This is a genomic window from Candidatus Filomicrobium marinum (genome assembly GCF_000981545.1).
Taxonomy (GTDB): domain Bacteria; phylum Pseudomonadota; class Alphaproteobacteria; order Rhizobiales; family Hyphomicrobiaceae; genus Filomicrobium; species Filomicrobium insigne.
In genome coordinates, this window is the sequence record NZ_LN829119.1 from 1,928,022 (window position 1) to 1,943,840 (window position 15,819).

At 56.3% G+C, this 15,819-nt stretch carries 15 protein-coding genes and 1 tRNA gene; 12 read left to right on the plus strand and 4 right to left on the minus strand.

Features of this window, described 5'->3' with window-relative positions:
• The first annotated feature begins 13 nt into the window (after positions 1 to 13).
• Genes YBN1229_RS09070 through YBN1229_RS09085 form a run of 4 tightly spaced genes read left to right on the plus strand, consistent with a single transcriptional unit; the run spans position 14 to position 2,805 of the window.
• Positions 14 to 478, plus strand: coding sequence for a DUF2948 family protein (locus YBN1229_RS09070; RefSeq protein ID WP_046480190.1), 465 nt, complete (start codon positions 14 to 16; stop codon positions 476 to 478).
• Positions 479 to 524: 46 nt separating this feature from the next.
• The gene (hisD, locus tag YBN1229_RS09075) at positions 525 to 1,832 is read left to right on the plus strand and encodes a histidinol dehydrogenase (protein WP_046478065.1); all 1,308 of its coding nucleotides are present in this window, start codon (positions 525 to 527) and stop codon (positions 1,830 to 1,832) included.
• Between the two features lie 12 nt (positions 1,833 to 1,844).
• Positions 1,845 to 2,339: a UPF0262 family protein gene (locus YBN1229_RS09080; RefSeq protein WP_046478066.1), complete on the plus strand. Its 495-nt coding sequence runs from the start codon at positions 1,845 to 1,847 to the stop codon at positions 2,337 to 2,339.
• A 4-nt stretch (positions 2,340 to 2,343) separates the two neighbouring features.
• Positions 2,344 to 2,805 carry a low molecular weight phosphatase family protein gene (locus tag YBN1229_RS09085; protein WP_046478067.1) on the plus strand — a complete coding sequence of 154 codons (462 nt, stop codon included), beginning with the start codon at positions 2,344 to 2,346 and terminating at the stop codon, positions 2,803 to 2,805.
• Here YBN1229_RS09085 and YBN1229_RS09090 read toward each other — a convergent pair.
• Together YBN1229_RS09090 and YBN1229_RS09095 are read right to left on the minus strand one after the other, a co-directional pair.
• Positions 2,802 to 4,139, minus strand: a complete 1,338-nt coding sequence (locus tag YBN1229_RS09090) for an adenylate/guanylate cyclase domain-containing protein (protein ID WP_082101086.1) — start codon at positions 4,137 to 4,139, stop codon at positions 2,802 to 2,804. The genes YBN1229_RS09085 and YBN1229_RS09090 overlap by 4 nt on opposite strands.
• Positions 4,140 to 4,241: 102 nt before the next feature.
• Entirely contained in the window at positions 4,242 to 4,940 is a 699-nt protein-coding gene (locus tag YBN1229_RS09095; RefSeq protein WP_046478068.1) for a Crp/Fnr family transcriptional regulator, read from the minus strand.
• Between the two features lie 183 nt (positions 4,941 to 5,123).
• Between YBN1229_RS09095 and YBN1229_RS09100 the strand changes: the two genes are divergently transcribed.
• From YBN1229_RS09100 to YBN1229_RS09110, 3 genes are all read left to right on the plus strand, one after another.
• Entirely contained in the window at positions 5,124 to 5,876 is a 753-nt protein-coding gene (locus YBN1229_RS09100; RefSeq protein WP_076605305.1) for a Maf-like protein, read from the plus strand.
• A 104-nt stretch (positions 5,877 to 5,980) separates the two neighbouring features.
• Positions 5,981 to 6,196, plus strand: coding sequence for a DNA gyrase inhibitor YacG (locus YBN1229_RS09105; protein WP_046478069.1), 216 nt, complete (start codon positions 5,981 to 5,983; stop codon positions 6,194 to 6,196).
• 202 nt (positions 6,197 to 6,398) lie between these two features.
• Positions 6,399 to 6,474, plus strand: a tRNA-Phe gene (locus tag YBN1229_RS09110).
• Here the strand turns inward: YBN1229_RS09110 and YBN1229_RS19345 are convergent.
• Together YBN1229_RS19345 and YBN1229_RS09120 are read right to left on the minus strand one after the other, a co-directional pair.
• On the minus strand, positions 6,437 to 8,008 hold the full coding sequence (locus YBN1229_RS19345; RefSeq protein ID WP_076605394.1) for a recombinase family protein: 1,572 nt from the start codon (positions 8,006 to 8,008) through the stop codon (positions 6,437 to 6,439). The two genes, YBN1229_RS09110 and YBN1229_RS19345, sit on opposite strands and share 38 nt — an antisense overlap.
• A 3-nt stretch (positions 8,009 to 8,011) precedes the next feature.
• Complete coding sequence (locus YBN1229_RS09120) at positions 8,012 to 8,287, minus strand: hypothetical protein (protein ID WP_046478072.1); 276 nt, start codon at positions 8,285 to 8,287, stop codon at positions 8,012 to 8,014.
• A gap of 362 nt (positions 8,288 to 8,649) precedes the next feature.
• On the opposite strand from YBN1229_RS09120, the gene YBN1229_RS09125 reads away from it, so the two are divergent.
• The 5 genes from YBN1229_RS09125 (at position 8,650) to YBN1229_RS09145 (ending at position 15,695) form a co-directional block, all read left to right on the plus strand.
• A complete protein-coding gene (locus YBN1229_RS09125) occupies positions 8,650 to 9,096 on the plus strand; it encodes a hypothetical protein (RefSeq protein ID WP_152024970.1) in 447 nt (148 codons plus the stop codon).
• Positions 9,097 to 9,206: 110 nt separating this feature from the next.
• Positions 9,207 to 10,556, plus strand: a complete 1,350-nt coding sequence (locus tag YBN1229_RS09130; RefSeq protein ID WP_082101087.1) for a TolC family protein — start codon at positions 9,207 to 9,209, stop codon at positions 10,554 to 10,556.
• A gap of 19 nt (positions 10,557 to 10,575) precedes the next feature.
• Positions 10,576 to 10,821, plus strand: coding sequence for a hypothetical protein (locus YBN1229_RS09135; RefSeq protein ID WP_046478075.1), 246 nt, complete (start codon positions 10,576 to 10,578; stop codon positions 10,819 to 10,821).
• Positions 10,822 to 10,927: 106 nt separating this feature from the next.
• The gene (locus YBN1229_RS09140; protein WP_160298695.1) at positions 10,928 to 12,535 is read left to right on the plus strand and encodes an efflux RND transporter periplasmic adaptor subunit; all 1,608 of its coding nucleotides are present in this window, start codon (positions 10,928 to 10,930) and stop codon (positions 12,533 to 12,535) included.
• Between the two features lie 16 nt (positions 12,536 to 12,551).
• On the plus strand, positions 12,552 to 15,695 hold the full coding sequence (locus YBN1229_RS09145) for an efflux RND transporter permease subunit (RefSeq protein WP_046478076.1): 3,144 nt from the start codon (positions 12,552 to 12,554) through the stop codon (positions 15,693 to 15,695).
• Positions 15,696 to 15,819: the final 124 nt, after the last annotated feature.

Genomic DNA, 15,819 nt, shown 5'->3' on the forward strand with positions numbered 1-15,819 from the left:
TAGACCGTCAAAAATGGCAGACCTAAAACTGATTGCGCTCGATGATGAGGACTTGAGTATCCTGTCGGCTCATCTTCAAGATGCCGTCGTTCGCGTTGGAGACATCGTCTACGAAGCGTCGCAGCAGCGCTTTTTGTTATTGCTCAACCGCTTTGACTGGTCGGAGCCTGCGAACCAACCGCGAAAACTGCTTCGAACCTATAAGCGTTGCCGTACCGGTCTACGTCTGCAGCGTGTCTCCGGCGTTCGTAGCCTCAACATCGACCGCGCAAGCAAGGACGATGTCCTGTCATTGCTCGCCATAACGTTTGATGAAGGTGAGGCTCCTTCCGGCACGATCACGCTGCATTTTTCCGGCGACAAGGCGATCGAATTAAGTGTCGAGTGCATCGAGGCGGAATTGCGTGATCTCGGAGCGGCCTGGGAAACAGATAAAAAACCGAGGCATCCAGGCGGCGTCGACAGTTCGACGCGATGAACCCATATGACGTAAGCCCGAGCCCCCAGAAAAAAGAACAATACAGATGGCAAAACGACTGAACGATGTTGACCCGGAATTCTCTTCCGCGTTCGACTCAATGTTGGCTGAAAAGCGTGAGGTCTCCGCTGACGTCGATGCCGTGGTTCGCGATATTATCGACCATGTGCGTGTGGAGGGCGATGTTGCCCTCGTCGACTACTCGCGCCGCTTCGATGAGATCGACCTAACCGCTACCGGGCTGGAGATCACGTCAGCCGAGGTCGACCAAGCGGTCGAGACAGTGGAAACGCAGACGCCAGATGCGCTCGAGGCATTACGCATCGCGCATGACCGGATTGAAGCGCATCATCGTCGGCAACTCCCCGAAAGCCGGACATATAAGGATGCAGCGGGAGTCATCCTGGGTGACCGGTGGACTGCAGTTGATTCCGTAGGGCTCTACGTTCCCGGCGGGCTTGCCTCCTATCCAAGTTCGGTGCTGATGAGTGCAGTTCCGGCCAAGGTCGCCGGCGTTAAACGTATTGTGATGGTGGTGCCCGCGCCACGCGGAGCAATTAATCCGCTTGTGCTCGCGGCAGCGAGGATGGCAGGCGTGTCGGAAATCTACCGTGTCGGTGGAGCACAGGCTGTCGCCGCGTTAGCCTACGGAACCAAGACCATCGCACCCGTGGTCAAAATCGTCGGGCCAGGCAATGCTTATGTTGCGGCGGCCAAGCGCCAGGTGTTTGGCGTCGTCGGAATAGACTCTATCGCGGGCCCTTCCGAGGTGCTCGTCATTGCCGATGCGAACAACGATCCAGAGTGGATCGCGGCTGACTTGCTCGCTCAAGCCGAACACGATACGGCCGCTCAGTCCATATTGATGACAGATGACGCGGCTTTTGCTGACAAGGTGGAAGCCGCAGTTGCCCAGCAGCTCGCAACTCTGCCGCGTGGCAATATTGCCGGTGAGAGCTGGAACGTGTTCGGCGCTATCATTGTGTTGCGATCGCTGGACCAGGCCCCCGCGTTGGCTGATCGGATCGCGGCAGAACATCTTGAAATCGCCACGGCCAATGCCGACGAACTGGCGGAGCGGATCAACAACGCAGGCGCGATATTCATTGGTGCGCACACGCCCGAGGTGATCGGAGACTATGTTGCGGGCTCCAATCACGTTCTACCGACGGCCCGCAGCGCGCGCTTTTCTTCAGGACTGGGTGTCTTTGATTTCATGAAACGTACCTCGATCCTGAAGCTCGATGCAGCAGCGTTGGAAGAGCTGGGGCCAACAGCAATGACGCTTGCGCGTTCCGAAGGTCTCGAAGGCCACAGACGGTCCGTGGAATTGAGATTGGGAGGCTCGCGTTGACGGGGTTGGCACATGTCTGAATTTCTCCCTTCGCCGCATTCGACCTCGCGTCTCTACGAGATCACGCTCGATGAAAAATCGATCGCGCGGAACAATTCAAATGTCGATCATGAGCGCGAAGTGGCCATCTTTGACATTCTTGAATGCAATGAATTCAAGCCGGTTGAAGTGGATAACGGTCCCTACAGACTGCACCTGTCGATCATTGATGACCGTCTGAATTTCAACATTGGCAACGAGGCGGAGCACAATCTGGTGGTGCACGTCCTCTCTCTCACGCCGTTCAAGCGCATCATCAAGGACTACTTCCTTGTGTGCGATAGCTACTACGCAGCGATCCGCAACGCGCCCCCTTCACGCATTCAGGCCATCGACCAGAGCCGCCGCAATCTGCATGATGAGGGCAGCCGCGTTCTTGCGGAGCGCCTTGAAGGAAAGGTCAAGGTAGACTTTGACACCGCACGCCGCCTGTTTACGCTAATTTGTGCGCTCCATTGGAAGGGCTGAGAGTGTGCCGGAACCGGTCGCCGAGCTGCCCGGATCGGTTTTGTTCGCGTGCAGCCTCAATGTTATCAGATCTCCCATAGCCGCAGGCATCCTTGAGCATCTCGCCGGCAATCGTCTGCGGATTTCGTCCGCGGGCGTGCGTGCGGGCCCGCCGGATAAATTCGCCGCCGAGGTCATGCAAGAGATCGGTATCGATATAACCAAGCACAAACCCCGCGCCATTGCGGACCTGGAAGACGCATCCTTCGATTTGATTATTTCGTTGTCGCCGGAGGCCCACCACCAAGCCCTCGAATTGACACGCACCATGGCCGTGGATGTCGAATACTGGCCGACCTTTGATGCAACGGCTTCAGCCGATTCACACGACCATGAAAAGACACTTGAGGCTTACCGACTGGTGAGAGATCAGCTGTTCCGTCGCATCAAGCAGCGCTTTCCTTTAAGCACTTTGCCTTCAGTCTAAGCTTTCGCCCTGATCGTTGACGTCTCTCTCGGTTCCTCTTCCATTGCACGCTTCCGCATGTCGGGAACTAGAAACCAAGTTTCTTGCAAGCCCACGCCCTTGATCTCAATTTCACCGTGGCTTTCGAAATGGAATTCGTCTTCGAGACGCGTTCGACATGTGGGGCAGATCAGTATTCTTCCGGGCCGGCTTTTGTTCTCAAGCCGCGCGGCGAGGTTCACCGCATCTCCCCAGATGTCGTATGAGAACTTCTTGGTACCGATCACGCCTGCTGTGACCGGCCCCGAGGCGAGACCAACTCGCATCTGGAGATCGTAGCCGGTTTCCGCTCGGACACGCGCGACCACATCCAGCATATCAAACCCCATACGAGCGAGCCGCTGGGAGTGATCACTGACCGGCGTCGGAACACCCGCCGCCACCATGTAAGCGTCGCCGATCGTTTTAATTTTTTCGACGCCATGCTTTTCGGCAAGCGCATCGAATTCAGAGACAATCCGATTGAGAAGAGAGACGATCTGCGAAGCACCGAGCTCACGGGATAATGCGACGAAGCCGGAAATGTCGGTGAAGAGGATGGAGGCCTCCGGAATGCTGTCGGCAATAGCCGTGCCCGGATTGGCCTTGAGACGCTCGACAACATCATCAGGCAGGATATTCCGTAAAAGAACGTCCGTTTCAGCCTTGGCAGCTTCAGCCAAGCTGAAGGCATAGTAGATGGCGGCCGCAATAAGAGCACCCGTTGTAACGGCGGCCTGAATGTAGATACCGTCCAGAATGTCAGACGGTGCATCAATCAGCGCGGCTTCGCGCGGAAAATTGAACCATGCGTAAAGGTGCAGGGCGACCGCAATGATGACCAGCGGCAAGATGAGGCGCCAACGTTTGACACCGAACACGACGAACGTCGCCGCCGCCGCAATGAAATATTGAAGATGCAGGCCTGATGTATGTCCAAGGTAGGCAGTGAACGCCAACAAGGCCACATACTCGGAGCCGATAATGAGGAAGGCCCCGGCAAGTTCGTTGAGACGGTGCGAAAATGGAACAAGGCAAGCAGTCAGCAACAGCGCCAAGTTCAGCCCAATGACCGGCCCATATTTTTCAAAATCAAGAAAACTGTGTTGGATCGCATATCCGGCCGTCGAGAACGCGATCAGGTAGGCGATGAGGTTCATAACGACGAGGCGGCGCTTAGTATCGGGCGGATAGCCCTGCGTCCCGGCCTCGACGATCCAACGCACCGAACTTCGGAGCCGGGCCAATCGTTTTGCGCCGAACCCTTTGCGAAGAGCGGCACCAGCCCATTTCAGAAAATTGCTCAACCGGTCCATCGTGCGCCCAGCCTGCAAAAAGCAAGGTCGTGCTCGGGCGGTTCTGCCGCACCTCCTGCCGATGCGCCTTCGACACGCTGCCCGATCGCGTCCGCAAGCTTCCTAGCCCAAGCCAGCGATGTTCTCTAGTTCATCGACGTTACAGAAGATCGAATTCTTGCCCCGCTTGATGGCACCGCTGGCTTCAAGCAGGGACAAAGCCGTGTTGACCTTCGGTCTGCTGGCGCCGATGAGCAACGCCAACTCGCTTTGTGACATCGTAAATGCAACTTCGACGTCGCTGTCCAGTGCGTCAGCCTCCTTGGCGTTGACGGCGGCGAGGAAGAAACGAGCCAGCCGCATCTCGATCGGACACAATGCAATGGCTTCCAACTGCTGATCCGCCTCGCGAATCCTTCGGCACAGGAAGCGCATCATGGCATCGCCTACGGCGGCTTCCTTCTCGATAACGCGCAGGAACGCGCTGCGAGACAGAGAGTACGCAGAGACCTTTGTGGCTGCGGTAGCATCAGCAGATCGGGGGCCTTCGTCGACCATAGCAATTTCGCCGAAAATAGCGCCGCGCTCGGCATGCGCGAAGGAAAGTTCGCGCCCCTCGGCGGTGAGCACGGACAACCGCACGCGTCCTTCCGAAACGAGGTAAGCATCGCGCCCTTCATCACCACGCGTGAAGATCAGCTGTCCCGAATCGAATGACACAGGGCGCATTTCCTGAGCGATAGCCTCTAACGCCGCCTCGCCGAGGTCCTCGAACAGATAGGTGCCGGAGATTAGCTCGGTTAAGCTTCCTTTTGCGCCCATGGCTCCTCCTTGGAGGCTCGATCTTTATGTGAACTGATTTTATCTGGTCCTGAAGCCCGGATGGCAACGAATTTGTATGCCACTTGCTTTTCGGTAAACCGCTTTGCATTCTCCGCCCGCCATAGTGGATGCTCAAAGCGGGCATTTAGGGGCTGTGCACGAACTCATCGGGAATATCAGATCATGTCGTCATCTATTAAGACGTCCCTGTTCACAGCCATCAGCCGTACCGACGGGCCTCGGCGCGATACGCTCCGCCGAGAGTTGGCGCGCGCGAACGCAGCTTCCAAGCTCGATGCCGGCCGGCCTAAGCTTGTTTTGGCGAGTGGCAGCCCACGGCGCATGACGTTGCTCGCACAAGTTGGGATAACGCCCGACGCATTACGCCCCGCGTCGATCGATGAAACCCCGAAAAAAGGTGAGATGCCGCGCGGCTTGGTGTTGCGCCTGGCACGCCACAAGGCGGAAACAGCTCGCGATCAGATCGCCAACGATACCGACATCGCCGATGCTTACATCCTTGCCGCCGACACGGTCGTTGCCGTCGGACGCCGCATCCTGATGAAGCCACAATTTATGGAAGAGGCTGTAGCGTCCCTGCAGCTACTCTCCGGCCGCACACATCGCGTTTTGACGGGCGTCTGCCTGTTGACGCCAGACGATCGCGTACGCACAAAGATTATCGATACGCGGGTGCGCTTCAAACACATCTCGCGGGCGGAGATCGAGGCTTACATCGCCTCTCGTGAATGGCGCGGCAAGGCCGGTGGCTACGCCATTCAGGGGCTCGCTGGCTCATTCGTGCAAAAAATCATCGGCTCCTACACCAACGTAGTCGGGCTCCCGCTGACAGAGATTGTGGGCATGCTGACCAGTGAGGGCTTTCCGATTCATTATGCATGGTTGAAAGCCGCCGAAGGTCGCGATGAGATGTAACCCCGCGCGTGGACATGACCCGTGACAGGGCCGCGCGCAGGTATGTAAAAAGCACGTGTGACCTGTAAAACTCGAACCACCCTGATCAGAACCGAAGGAAAGTAATGTCGAGCCGCGTCAAAGGTCAGCGCAAATGCCCAATTTGTGGCTCTGCCACGGAAGAGCGCTGGCGTCCGTTTTGTTCGCGTCGTTGCGCCGATATTGATCTGGCGCGTTGGATGTCAGGCAGGTATGCGATTCCTGGTGGGGATGCCGATGCCGACGAGGACGGCGACAAGGTCCCACCGGCCCCCCTGCCGCGCGACGAAAACGCCGAGTGAAACCTGGCGGCTCTTTGCATGCGGTGTGGAAATCGAAGGGCTTTCTGCCGCAGCCAGGGCCGACAATGTCCGTAAAATGGGCTTTGGTGGGTGTCACATAGGTTTCGCACTTGACTCCATTCGCGCGGAACGAATACACGTGTCTCGTCAAGACGGCGCACTGGCCGCAAACGGCCATCAAGAGCGCGCTATCCTCTTGAAAGCCCAGGTAGCTCAGTTGGTAGAGCACGTGACTGAAAATCACGGTGTCGCTGGTTCGATTCCGGCCCTGGGCACCATCCCGAACATGTTATCGTTCGATCCCTCAATTGCCTTAAAAATACAGGCAGTTGGGGCGGTTCGATAACCCCCGTTCCGGTGGTAGGGGAGCTTGTCGGTAAAGACGAGCTTCAGGAATAGATTCCGGTCTGCAGGATCGTCAGAATCCCACAGTTCGCGCGGGTTTGCGAGGAAGCTGAGTGCGGTTCGATAGGTTTCGTCGAAGCTGCTCTTCTCTGCGGTCCCTGATTTAAGTTTTTCGCTCAAGATCAGTTTGCGCTCCTGCAGCTTGCGGAGCTGCGCTTCGAACGCGCTCATCAGTGCGGCATCGTCGGTTTCAATCAGCCGCTCCATGACACGTTCCATCTGGCGTTCGATCTTGGCCCGTTCGGCGCGTGCGCCGGTGGTCTGAGCGGTCATGGTGGCCTGCCGGTCGTCGAAGGCGCGGCGCAGCAGCTCGCGCATCAGCACGAAGGCTTTCGGATCGGGCCTCAGGCGGGCGACAAGGTGGTCGAAGGCTTTCTCTACGTCTTCCTTGCGGATGTTTTTGCGGAACGCGCTGCAGCCCTTCTGCTGGCAGAAGTAATAGCCGTAATGCGCGTTGCGCCCTTTGGAGAAGGCCGCGGTCATCGGATGACCACACTCCCCGCAGGTGGTAAAGCCGCGCAGGAGGAAGTCTTCGGTCGTGGATTTCCGCACCGGGGCCTTGGGCGGGCCGGATAACCGCTCCTGAACTTTCTGGAAGGTTTCAAAGCTCACCAGCGGCTCGTGCCTGCCCTTTTGCAGGACAATGCCCCATAGCGGGATGTCGATGTACCCGGCGTAGATGGGCCGCTCGAAGACTTCGCGGATGCGCTGGAGATAGATGCGGCCCTTGTGCCAGAGCGGGAAGTCGGGGAAGCGCTCTAGATAGCGGGCAACCTCGGCTTGAGATTCCAGCCGCCCATCGGCAAAGCGTTCAAAGATATCGCGGATGACGGAAGCCGCAGGCTCGTCCGGCACCAGCATCTTGCCGTGGCCTGATACCCGGTCGTAGCGGTAGCCGAGTGGCGGGATGAAGACATAATACCCGCTCTGCGCGCGCGCGCGCATGCGGTTCTTTGTTTGCTCGGCGTTCTTCTGGCGCTGATGCTGGGACACTGATGCCAGCATGTTCTCGACCAGCCTGCTGTCGGAATCCTCGCCGAATTCGATGGACGGGCTTTCCAGCTTGCCGCCCGCTTCGCCGATGGCGGCACGCAGCTGGATATGGGCCATCAGATCACGGGCAAGGCGGCTGATATCGTCGATGATGACGATATGGCTATGGTGGCGCTTGTTCTTCCGCAAAAACCTCAGCATGGCCTGCATGCCGGGGCGGTCAATCAATCCGCCGGAGACACCCTCATCGGCAAAGACCTTGACGACCTCATAGCGCCTGTACCCGGCATATTCGCGGCAGCGGGTTTCCTGCGAGCCAAGGCCGGAGCCGCGCGTCACCTGTTTGGGGTCTGAAACGCGGCAGTAGATAACGGCTTTGGGGCCTGTTGAGGGGAGCGGAGTGGCGGCGGTCACGTCTTAAGCTGTTCCTTTCTTTGCCGGTGATGGAGCGTTGTCGTTCGCGGCACTTTCGCGCGCGATCCGGACACAGCCTAATTCTACCATCACGTTGTTGGGATGGCCATTTTTACGATCAGAAACTGTCCACAGTTGCTGGCCCGGCGTGAGGTCGTGCGCGCGGTCGGCCAAGCCCTGCGCCACCACCCACAGCGTTTCGATGACAGCGATCTTCTCCTCATCACTGGCGTCAAAATCGTCGAGATAGGAAAGATAGGCGCGGGGATCGAAGGACATGGGCGGGCAGCAGCCTTTCTGCCCCGCACGGAAACAATCCGCGCCGGAGCGTATCGCAGAAGTTGAACACACTCCGCGACTGTATCGATGCGACGATCGAATATTGGGTGGAAGAGGCAGCTATCGTGTGCAACGAAATCCAGACTGTGGACATTCGCGTTAGCGAGCGGCTCTGTATCTAAAGAAAACGCGAGCCTCCACCGCTCTGTCCAAAAGGGGCGCTAAGCCTGATGTGCGGTAACGAATAGGCCACACGCTGCGACAAAGTTTATTGCCATTGACCAACTGGTTGACAAAGACATTCAATCATCGGCACTTTCCACACTATGAATCGGTTAGCGCACATCGTTGGCAAATCCGTCATGCGACGCATTTTGGCAATCTTATTGATTTGCCTGATGGTCCCTGGCGGCGCAGCCGATGCGAGCTCGCTCGTATGGTGTGTTTCTGGTTCTGGTCATTCTGCCATTGAACTCTGTGGTGGTTCTAGCTGCCATTATGAGGAAGTGAGCGTAGACAGCCAGCAAAGAGCTAGCGCATCCGATATCTACGCTTACGATCCGCATAGTGAAGATTGCGTCGATCTGGATTTACTTCCGACTGGATCTCTCAAAGATGCTCGACGTAGCGCCGACTGTGAGATGGTTCAGGATGACGTCAGCAAATTTACGCTCGATCTAGCGTTTCTTAATACGCTTCCCCGACAAGTAGATCATTTGGCTGGCGAAACTGTTACGCTTGTAACGCCCGTACTTCGCAGGGAAGATCCCGCGGTCAAACTGCGCCAAGTCGCGGTTCTGCGCATTTAAGAAATTCTCTCGTCAAACACGATCCGTTCGCTTTGCGCGTCTTTAACGCTGCGGCAATTGCCGGGGTTTGCGCAAAGTGTTCCTGAAGGCGTGCCGCTGGGAGAAAATCGTTGCAGAGCCGTCTCTTGCCAACGCACATATTGGTGTGCGCTGCGCTATCTAGCGTGGCCGGATGTTCAAAGCCTGAGATCAAGAGCAACACGACCGCCCAGGTGGCCGGCGCGGTCTATCACGCACCGCCACCGCGAGAGGTTCTTGTTGCTCCGCATCCCGCATCCACACCTCCCTATGACGATGTACTCACGCTAAAAGAGGCTATTCACCGGGCACTTCGCTTCAGTCCTGCTCTCCAATCAGCCTCGTTGGAAATCGAGGCAAAGTTAGGAGAGGCCGCGCAAGCGGCGGTGAGACCAAATCCAGAATTGGCACTCGACCTGGAGAACTTTGGCGGGACTGGTGATGTCCGCGGCTTTCAATCGGCCGAGAGCACACTTTCTTTATCTCAACTCGTGGAATTGGGTGACAAGCGCTTCAAGAGGCTGGCTGTCGCGGACTTAGATCGTGCCGTCGCTGTTTGGGAGTTTGAGGGTGCGCGACTTCAGGTCATCCGTGAAACAGCGGAAGCATTCATCGATGTCCTGGCAATCCAGGAAACGATCGAACAAACGAACGAAGCCAACCGAATTGCCAAGGAATTGGAACGGGACGTCAAAGCCCGCGTCGATGCAGGCGAAGCGAGCCCGGTTGAAATCCAGCGCACCCGCCCGATCGTCGCCAACACACTCGTCCGCCTCAAGGCCGAACGCGCAAGACTGGATCCGACCAAACGGCGGCTCGCTAGCATGTGGGGTCAATCCCGCGCTGACTTCGGCAGGGTAACCGGCCGTTTTTCAGACGTGGATCAATTTGTGTCACTGGACACTCTACTAAGCGACCTAGAGCGCAATCCCGAGGTGGCGCGCTGGAGTGATGAAGTCGCGCGGCGGAATGCCATCGTCGAACTGGAGGTAGCAAAATCGATCCCAGATTTGACGCTGGGTGCTGGTGTTCGCCGGCTTGGTGAATCGGAAAATACGGCAATCGTTGCCAGTGCTTCCGTACCGCTTCCTATTTTTGATCGCAACGCAGGAAATATAGCGGCCGCAGAATCTCGCCTGCTTAAGGCAGACTATGAGCGAAGCACATCGCTAGAAGCGCTGCGGCGGGCAGTATTGTCTGCCTACGCCGATCTAACCAGTGCCGCTGCGGAAGTACGAACTCTCTCAAAGGACGTCGTGCCACCCGCGCGTGAAGCTTACCGCGCAGTTCAAAGCAGCTTCAAAGCTGGGGCGTCCCAACTTCTGGAAGTTCTGGACGCCCGACGCGTGCTGTTTGAAGCGGAACTAAGTCTCATTCGGGCTCAGGCTGATTTCGAAAAAGCAAAGGTCCGAATTGAAGGCCTTGTTGGCCGGAAAATCTAAACCTCAAAAGGAGACAATTATGAAGTTGCCAAACATTCTAGCGGCCGGAGTTACTGCATTCTTTTTGACCTTCTCAACCACCCCCACGCTCGCAGCCGATAGCGCAAAGGCAGTCGAGGCGCATGCGCACGACGACAATTCAAAAGATCATAAGGATCACGAACACGACCACAAGGAAGGGGAGGCAACACATCACGATGAAGCCGGACACACCCACAAAGAGGGCGAGGAAAAACACGACCACAAGGATGGGAATCATAAGTAGGGGCTGAGAAATCCGAGGGGCAGTCCAACCAAATCCCGACGGGGCCAGATATTCGCCGGCCTTGCCTTTAATCCAAGAAGTCAAAGAGGTTATGGAGCAAATCCGCATGGAGCTGCGTAAGTCAATTTCAGGCCTGGGTCTTCTGGCCGTGGCAGCATGTGTGTGTGCGGCCCAACCTAGTTTGGCGGAGGTGAGGGAACTGCCCTCGTCACCACTTCTATCCAAGCCTACCTCTAAATCGGTGGTCCCCGTTATCTACAATGGGAATTGGGACCGCCACGGCGGCGGCGCGCCCCCCGAGCGCGCCGTTCGCCTCCCAAAGGCGCGAGCGACAACATTCGATGTCGCACAAGCTGACAGTGGCGAAGAAAAAAATCCGCCCGGACGCGCGGATGACCATGGGCACGAGCACGCGAAGAAACCTGCGGAGGAGAGCAAGGGTCACGATCACAAACACGAGACTTCGGGCAGCAAAGGCGAGGCTGAAGAGAAGGCCCACAATCACGGAAGCGGCGACGAAGAGGCTCCTGGGAATCATGGTCACGACCACGGCAATGAGCCAAAAGCAGAGAAACGAGCCGATCAAGAAAAGGATGGCGACCATACCCATGGTAATAGCAAGGACGATGGACATGGGCATGGCGGTGGCGGTCACGACGAATCCGTAACACTATCGGCCGATCAGAGGAGCGAGTTCGGCGTTACGGTTGAGCCTGTTGCGGGTGGTCCGCTCCCGATTTCTATCGTCCGCCCCGCTGAGGTTTCGTTCAATCTCGATCGATACGCACATGTCGTTCCGCGCGTTTCAGGAATTGTCCAATCAGCAAGCGTCGCGCAAGGGCATCACGTAAAAAAGGGGCAACAGCTTGCGGTACTTGAGAGCCGGGAACTCGCTGACGCGAAGGCGGCGTATCTCGCCGCTGTAGAGCGTCAGACCCTGGCGAAAGACAATTTCGATCGGGAAAAAAAGCTGCAGGCCAAAAACATCACTTCAGAAAAATCTCTTCTCGAAGCTCGCACACTACACGCGGAGGCGCGTATCGCCCTACGAGCTGCGGAACAAAAGCTGCATGCACTGGGAATTTCTGATCAGAGACTCGCGGACGTGTCCGCTGAGCCCGACATGGATTTTACCCTCTATACGATGCACTCTCCTCTGGATGGCATCGTGGTCAATCGGCACCTAGTGTTGGGCGAGGCCGTACCAACGGATCGAGAAGCTTTTGTTATCGCGGACTTGTCCGACGTATGGGTTGACATCAGCATCTACCCCAAAGATCTCCCGATCATAAAGCCCGGTCTTACCGTGCGGATCAAAACCGAAACAGGCATCACCGCCGAAGGTCGGATCGCACACATAACGCCTGAAGTATCCGAGGCCACCCGCACCGCAAAAGCCCGCGTTGTTCTGAAAAACGACGAAATGAAATTTCGGTCGGGGATGTTCGTGAATGCGGAAATTGATGTGTCTTCAAAGGACGTCGCAGTCCGCGTACCAAGGGGCGCGATCCAAACATATGAAGACGGTGACGTTGTGTTTGTTTTCGCAGACGGCAAGTTCAAGCCGCGCCCTGTGAAGCTTGGCGATAAAAACGGTGATTTCTTCGAGGTTCTGTCGGGCTTAAAGCCTGGCGAACAAATCGCCGTAGAAGGTGCCTTTGTCATGAAGTCCCAGCTCTCGAAGGAAAGCTTTGGCGACGGACACAACCACTAAGCGGCGGACTAGATTTATGCGAACATTCCTCGAAGGATTATTGCGTCAACGCTTGCTAATTTGCGTCGTTGCGCTCGGCGTTCTAGCCGCTGGCTTCCAAAGTTATCGAAGCTTACCGGTTGACGCCTTCCCTGATGTTTCCCCCACATTGGTCCAGATTTTCACGGAAACTGAGGGACTGGCGCCGGAAGAAGTCGAACGATACATCACCTATCCCGTCGAAGTGGCGATGAATGGGATCCCGGGATTAAAGGAAATTCGTTCGATTTCGAACTTCGGCCTCTCGGTCGTAAACGTCTATTTCGAAGACACGACCGACATATATTTTGCACGTCAGCTTGTCGGCGAGCGATTGCAGCTTGCACGAGATGAAATTCCAGAGGGTTTTGGTGATCCCGAAATGGGGCCAATTACGACCGGTCTGGGTCAGATTCTATTTTATTTTGTCGACGACACAACGGGAAAAAGAAGCGGCGAAGAGATTAGAGAAATCCAAGACTGGATTATCAAGTTTAATTTGCAGACGGTTCCCGGTGTTACCGAAGTCCTCTCACTCGGCGGGAACGTCAAGCAATTTCATGTCAATGTACGGCCAGATGCGTTGTTGCGCTACAAGCTCAATATCTCCGACGTGGTCGAGGCCGTGAAGCAAAACAATGGGAACGTCGGCGCACAATATATCGTCAAGAATTTTGAACAATTCGTGGTTCGCTCAGTCGGTCTCGCGCAGGACATTAAAGATATCGAGAGCGTTGTCTTAAAAGTTGCAGGCGGAATATCGGTAAGAGTTCGAGATGTTGGCACAGTGGAGATCGGCGGCGAGGTACGCCAGGGTCTCGCGACGTTGAACGGTGAGGGAGAGGCTGTCGCCGGACTCGTCCTCAAACTCATAGGCACCAACACCTCTAACGTCATTGCTGACGTGAAAGACCGGCTCGCGAAAATCAACGAGACCCTGCCTCCAGGAATCAAAGTTGTTCCCTACTACGATCAATCCAAGCTCGTGCTTCGAAGCGTGGATACGGTCAACGAGGCCCTGGCACAGGGTGTTGGACTGGTTATCATAGTACTATTGGCTTTTATGGGCGGCTTCCGACCGAGTCTTGTCGTAGCACTTGCTATCCCCTTTTCCATAGCAGTGGCCTTCATCGTAATGCAGGCCGTTGGTCTATCTGCGAACCTTATGTCCCTTGGCGGAATTGCAATTGCAATCGGTATGATGGTCGACGGTGCGATTGTCATCGTCGAGAATGTCGATAGATACCTGCGCGAAGATCATCCCGCGCTGTCCAAGCATCAGCTTGTCGCGAGGGCATGCGCAGAGCTTATTCAGCCGATTGGCTTTGCCATCGCGATCATCATCGTCGTGTTCTTGCCATTGTTCACACTCCAGGGCTACGAGGGAAAAACCTTCCGGCCGCTAGCCTTCACCGTGTCTCTCGCAATGCTCGGCTCGCTAATCTTTGCCGTTGTGGTGGCACCGGTGATGGCGGAGATGCTGATGAAGCGTCCAAAGAACGACGGTGATGGACAACGCCCAAGTTTCTCGGACCGAGTTGTGAGCGGGTTGATCTTTGCCTATCGCCCGCTTGTAACGTTGTTCGTCAAGGCTCGTTTACTTGCAGTTCTTCTCGCCTTCGGATTGTTGGCGGCGGGTCTGATTATTTTTCCGCGCCTGGGATCGGAATTTGTCCCAAGGCTAAACGAGGGAGACCTCCTTGTTCGCGTAACAATGGCCCCGTCTATCGCCCTTGAAGAGGCACGCGAGGTCGTCACGCGTTTCGAGAAACGGTTGCTCTCTCGGTTTCCCGAAGTCGAACGTGTCGTAACCCGCGTCGGCAGGGGCGAGGTCGGTGCACACGCTGACCCTGTAAACAGCGCGGAGGCCTTTGTTGGGCTGAAGCCGCCCCAAGAATGGCCGACGAAACGCACGCCGGATCAATTGTTCGCGGCCATGAGTGCTGCCTTTGAAGATTTTCCTGGCGCGCAGTTCAACTTTACACAGCCGATTGCCGCCGCGGTTGACGAGCTGGTGACGGGGACCAAGGCAGAGCTTGCCGTAAAACTTTTTGGACCGGACCAGGAGGTGCTTCTAGAAAAGGCCGGTGATATCGAGCGCGCAATCCGGAGTATCCCGGGCGCTGCCGACGTCCAGAAGGATCAGGTTACAGGCACGCCGCAACTCAGGATCATTGTCGATCGCGAGCAGATCTCCCGCTACGGTTTGAACATTGATCAAGTTCAGGCTGCGGTCCGCACTGCGGTGGGCGGCGAGAAGGCAGGGCAGATCTTTGAAGGGATCAAGAGATTTGACATTCTAGTTCGCTATACGGAAGAAGCGCGGTCAACAGCGGATGCGATCCGCGAACTCGTCATCCGCGCCCCATCAGGATCATTGGTCCCACTTGAACAAGTCGCAACGATCGACGAGATCGTGGGACCGCGGCAGATCACGAGAGAAAACAATCAGCGCTTCATTACAGTTCAGACCAACGTTCGCGGTCGGGACATCGGATCATTCGTTGCGGACGGGCAAAAAATAATAAGCGAGACGGTTCAACTGCCATCGGGCTACTTCGTCGAGTGGGGTGGTCAGTTCGAGCTGCAGCAGGAAGCCAATAAGCGGCTTGCGGTCGTGGTCCCAATCACGTTGGCACTGGTCTTCCTCTTGCTGTTCATGAACTTTGGATCCTTGCGAAGCTCTCTTCTCATCATGTTGAACATTCCTCTGGCCCTCGTCGGTGGAATCATCGCCCTCTGGCTTGCCGACCTAAATCTTTCGGTTCCAGCTTCGGTAGGTTTCATTGCGCTTTTCGGCATTGCGCTCGGAAACGGCATGGTTTTGGTGACCTACCTCAATGAACTTGTTGATGGGGGAGAAAGCATAGACGACGCCAGCATCAAGGGGGCATGCATGCGCGTTCGCCCTGTGCTCATGACGGCACTCACCACAGCGTTGGGCTTGATACCTCTGCTCTATGCAACGGGCGCAGGTAGCGAAGTTCAGAAGCCCCTGGCGACAGTCGTCGTCGGAGGCCTGGCAAGTTCCACAATCCTGACGCTCCTCGTTATTCCCGCCGTCTACAAATGGTTTGTGCCCAAGCGCTTGGAAGAACTAATACCGGAGGATGATTCAAGCGCTGAGCGGTCGCTTTCGTGAACAATTCTAGCGGTGAGAGAAAGCGAAGGAGTCCACAAATGCGAAAAGGCTTAGTATTGGCAATCTCATTTTTTGCTGTGTCGGGAGATGCAGTGTGCCACGAAATCCCATGGCCACGCGGTAT

Bases quoted from the DNA above. Each gene is read 5' to 3' on its own strand.
- YBN1229_RS09080 (WP_046478066.1), top strand. From the start codon at position 1,845: ATGTCTGAATTTCTCCCTTCGCCGCATTCGACCTCGCGTCTCTACGAG.
- YBN1229_RS09100 (WP_076605305.1), top strand. From the start codon at position 5,124: ATGTCGTCATCTATTAAGACGTCCCTGTTCACAGCCATCAGCCGTACC.
- YBN1229_RS09090 (WP_082101086.1), bottom strand. From the start codon at position 4,139: ATGGACCGGTTGAGCAATTTTCTGAAATGGGCTGGTGCCGCTCTTCGC.
- YBN1229_RS09140 (WP_160298695.1), top strand. From the start codon at position 10,928: ATGGAGCTGCGTAAGTCAATTTCAGGCCTGGGTCTTCTGGCCGTGGCA.
- YBN1229_RS09105 (WP_046478069.1), top strand. From the start codon at position 5,981: ATGTCGAGCCGCGTCAAAGGTCAGCGCAAATGCCCAATTTGTGGCTCT.
- YBN1229_RS09125 (WP_152024970.1), top strand. From the start codon at position 8,650: ATGCGACGCATTTTGGCAATCTTATTGATTTGCCTGATGGTCCCTGGC.
- hisD (WP_046478065.1), top strand. From the start codon at position 525: ATGGCAAAACGACTGAACGATGTTGACCCGGAATTCTCTTCCGCGTTC.
- YBN1229_RS09120 (WP_046478072.1), bottom strand. From the start codon at position 8,287: ATGTCCTTCGATCCCCGCGCCTATCTTTCCTATCTCGACGATTTTGAC.
- YBN1229_RS09135 (WP_046478075.1), top strand. From the start codon at position 10,576: ATGAAGTTGCCAAACATTCTAGCGGCCGGAGTTACTGCATTCTTTTTG.
- YBN1229_RS09145 (WP_046478076.1), top strand. From the start codon at position 12,552: ATGCGAACATTCCTCGAAGGATTATTGCGTCAACGCTTGCTAATTTGC.
- YBN1229_RS09070 (WP_046480190.1), top strand. From the start codon at position 14: ATGGCAGACCTAAAACTGATTGCGCTCGATGATGAGGACTTGAGTATC.
- YBN1229_RS09095 (WP_046478068.1), bottom strand. From the start codon at position 4,940: ATGGGCGCAAAAGGAAGCTTAACCGAGCTAATCTCCGGCACCTATCTG.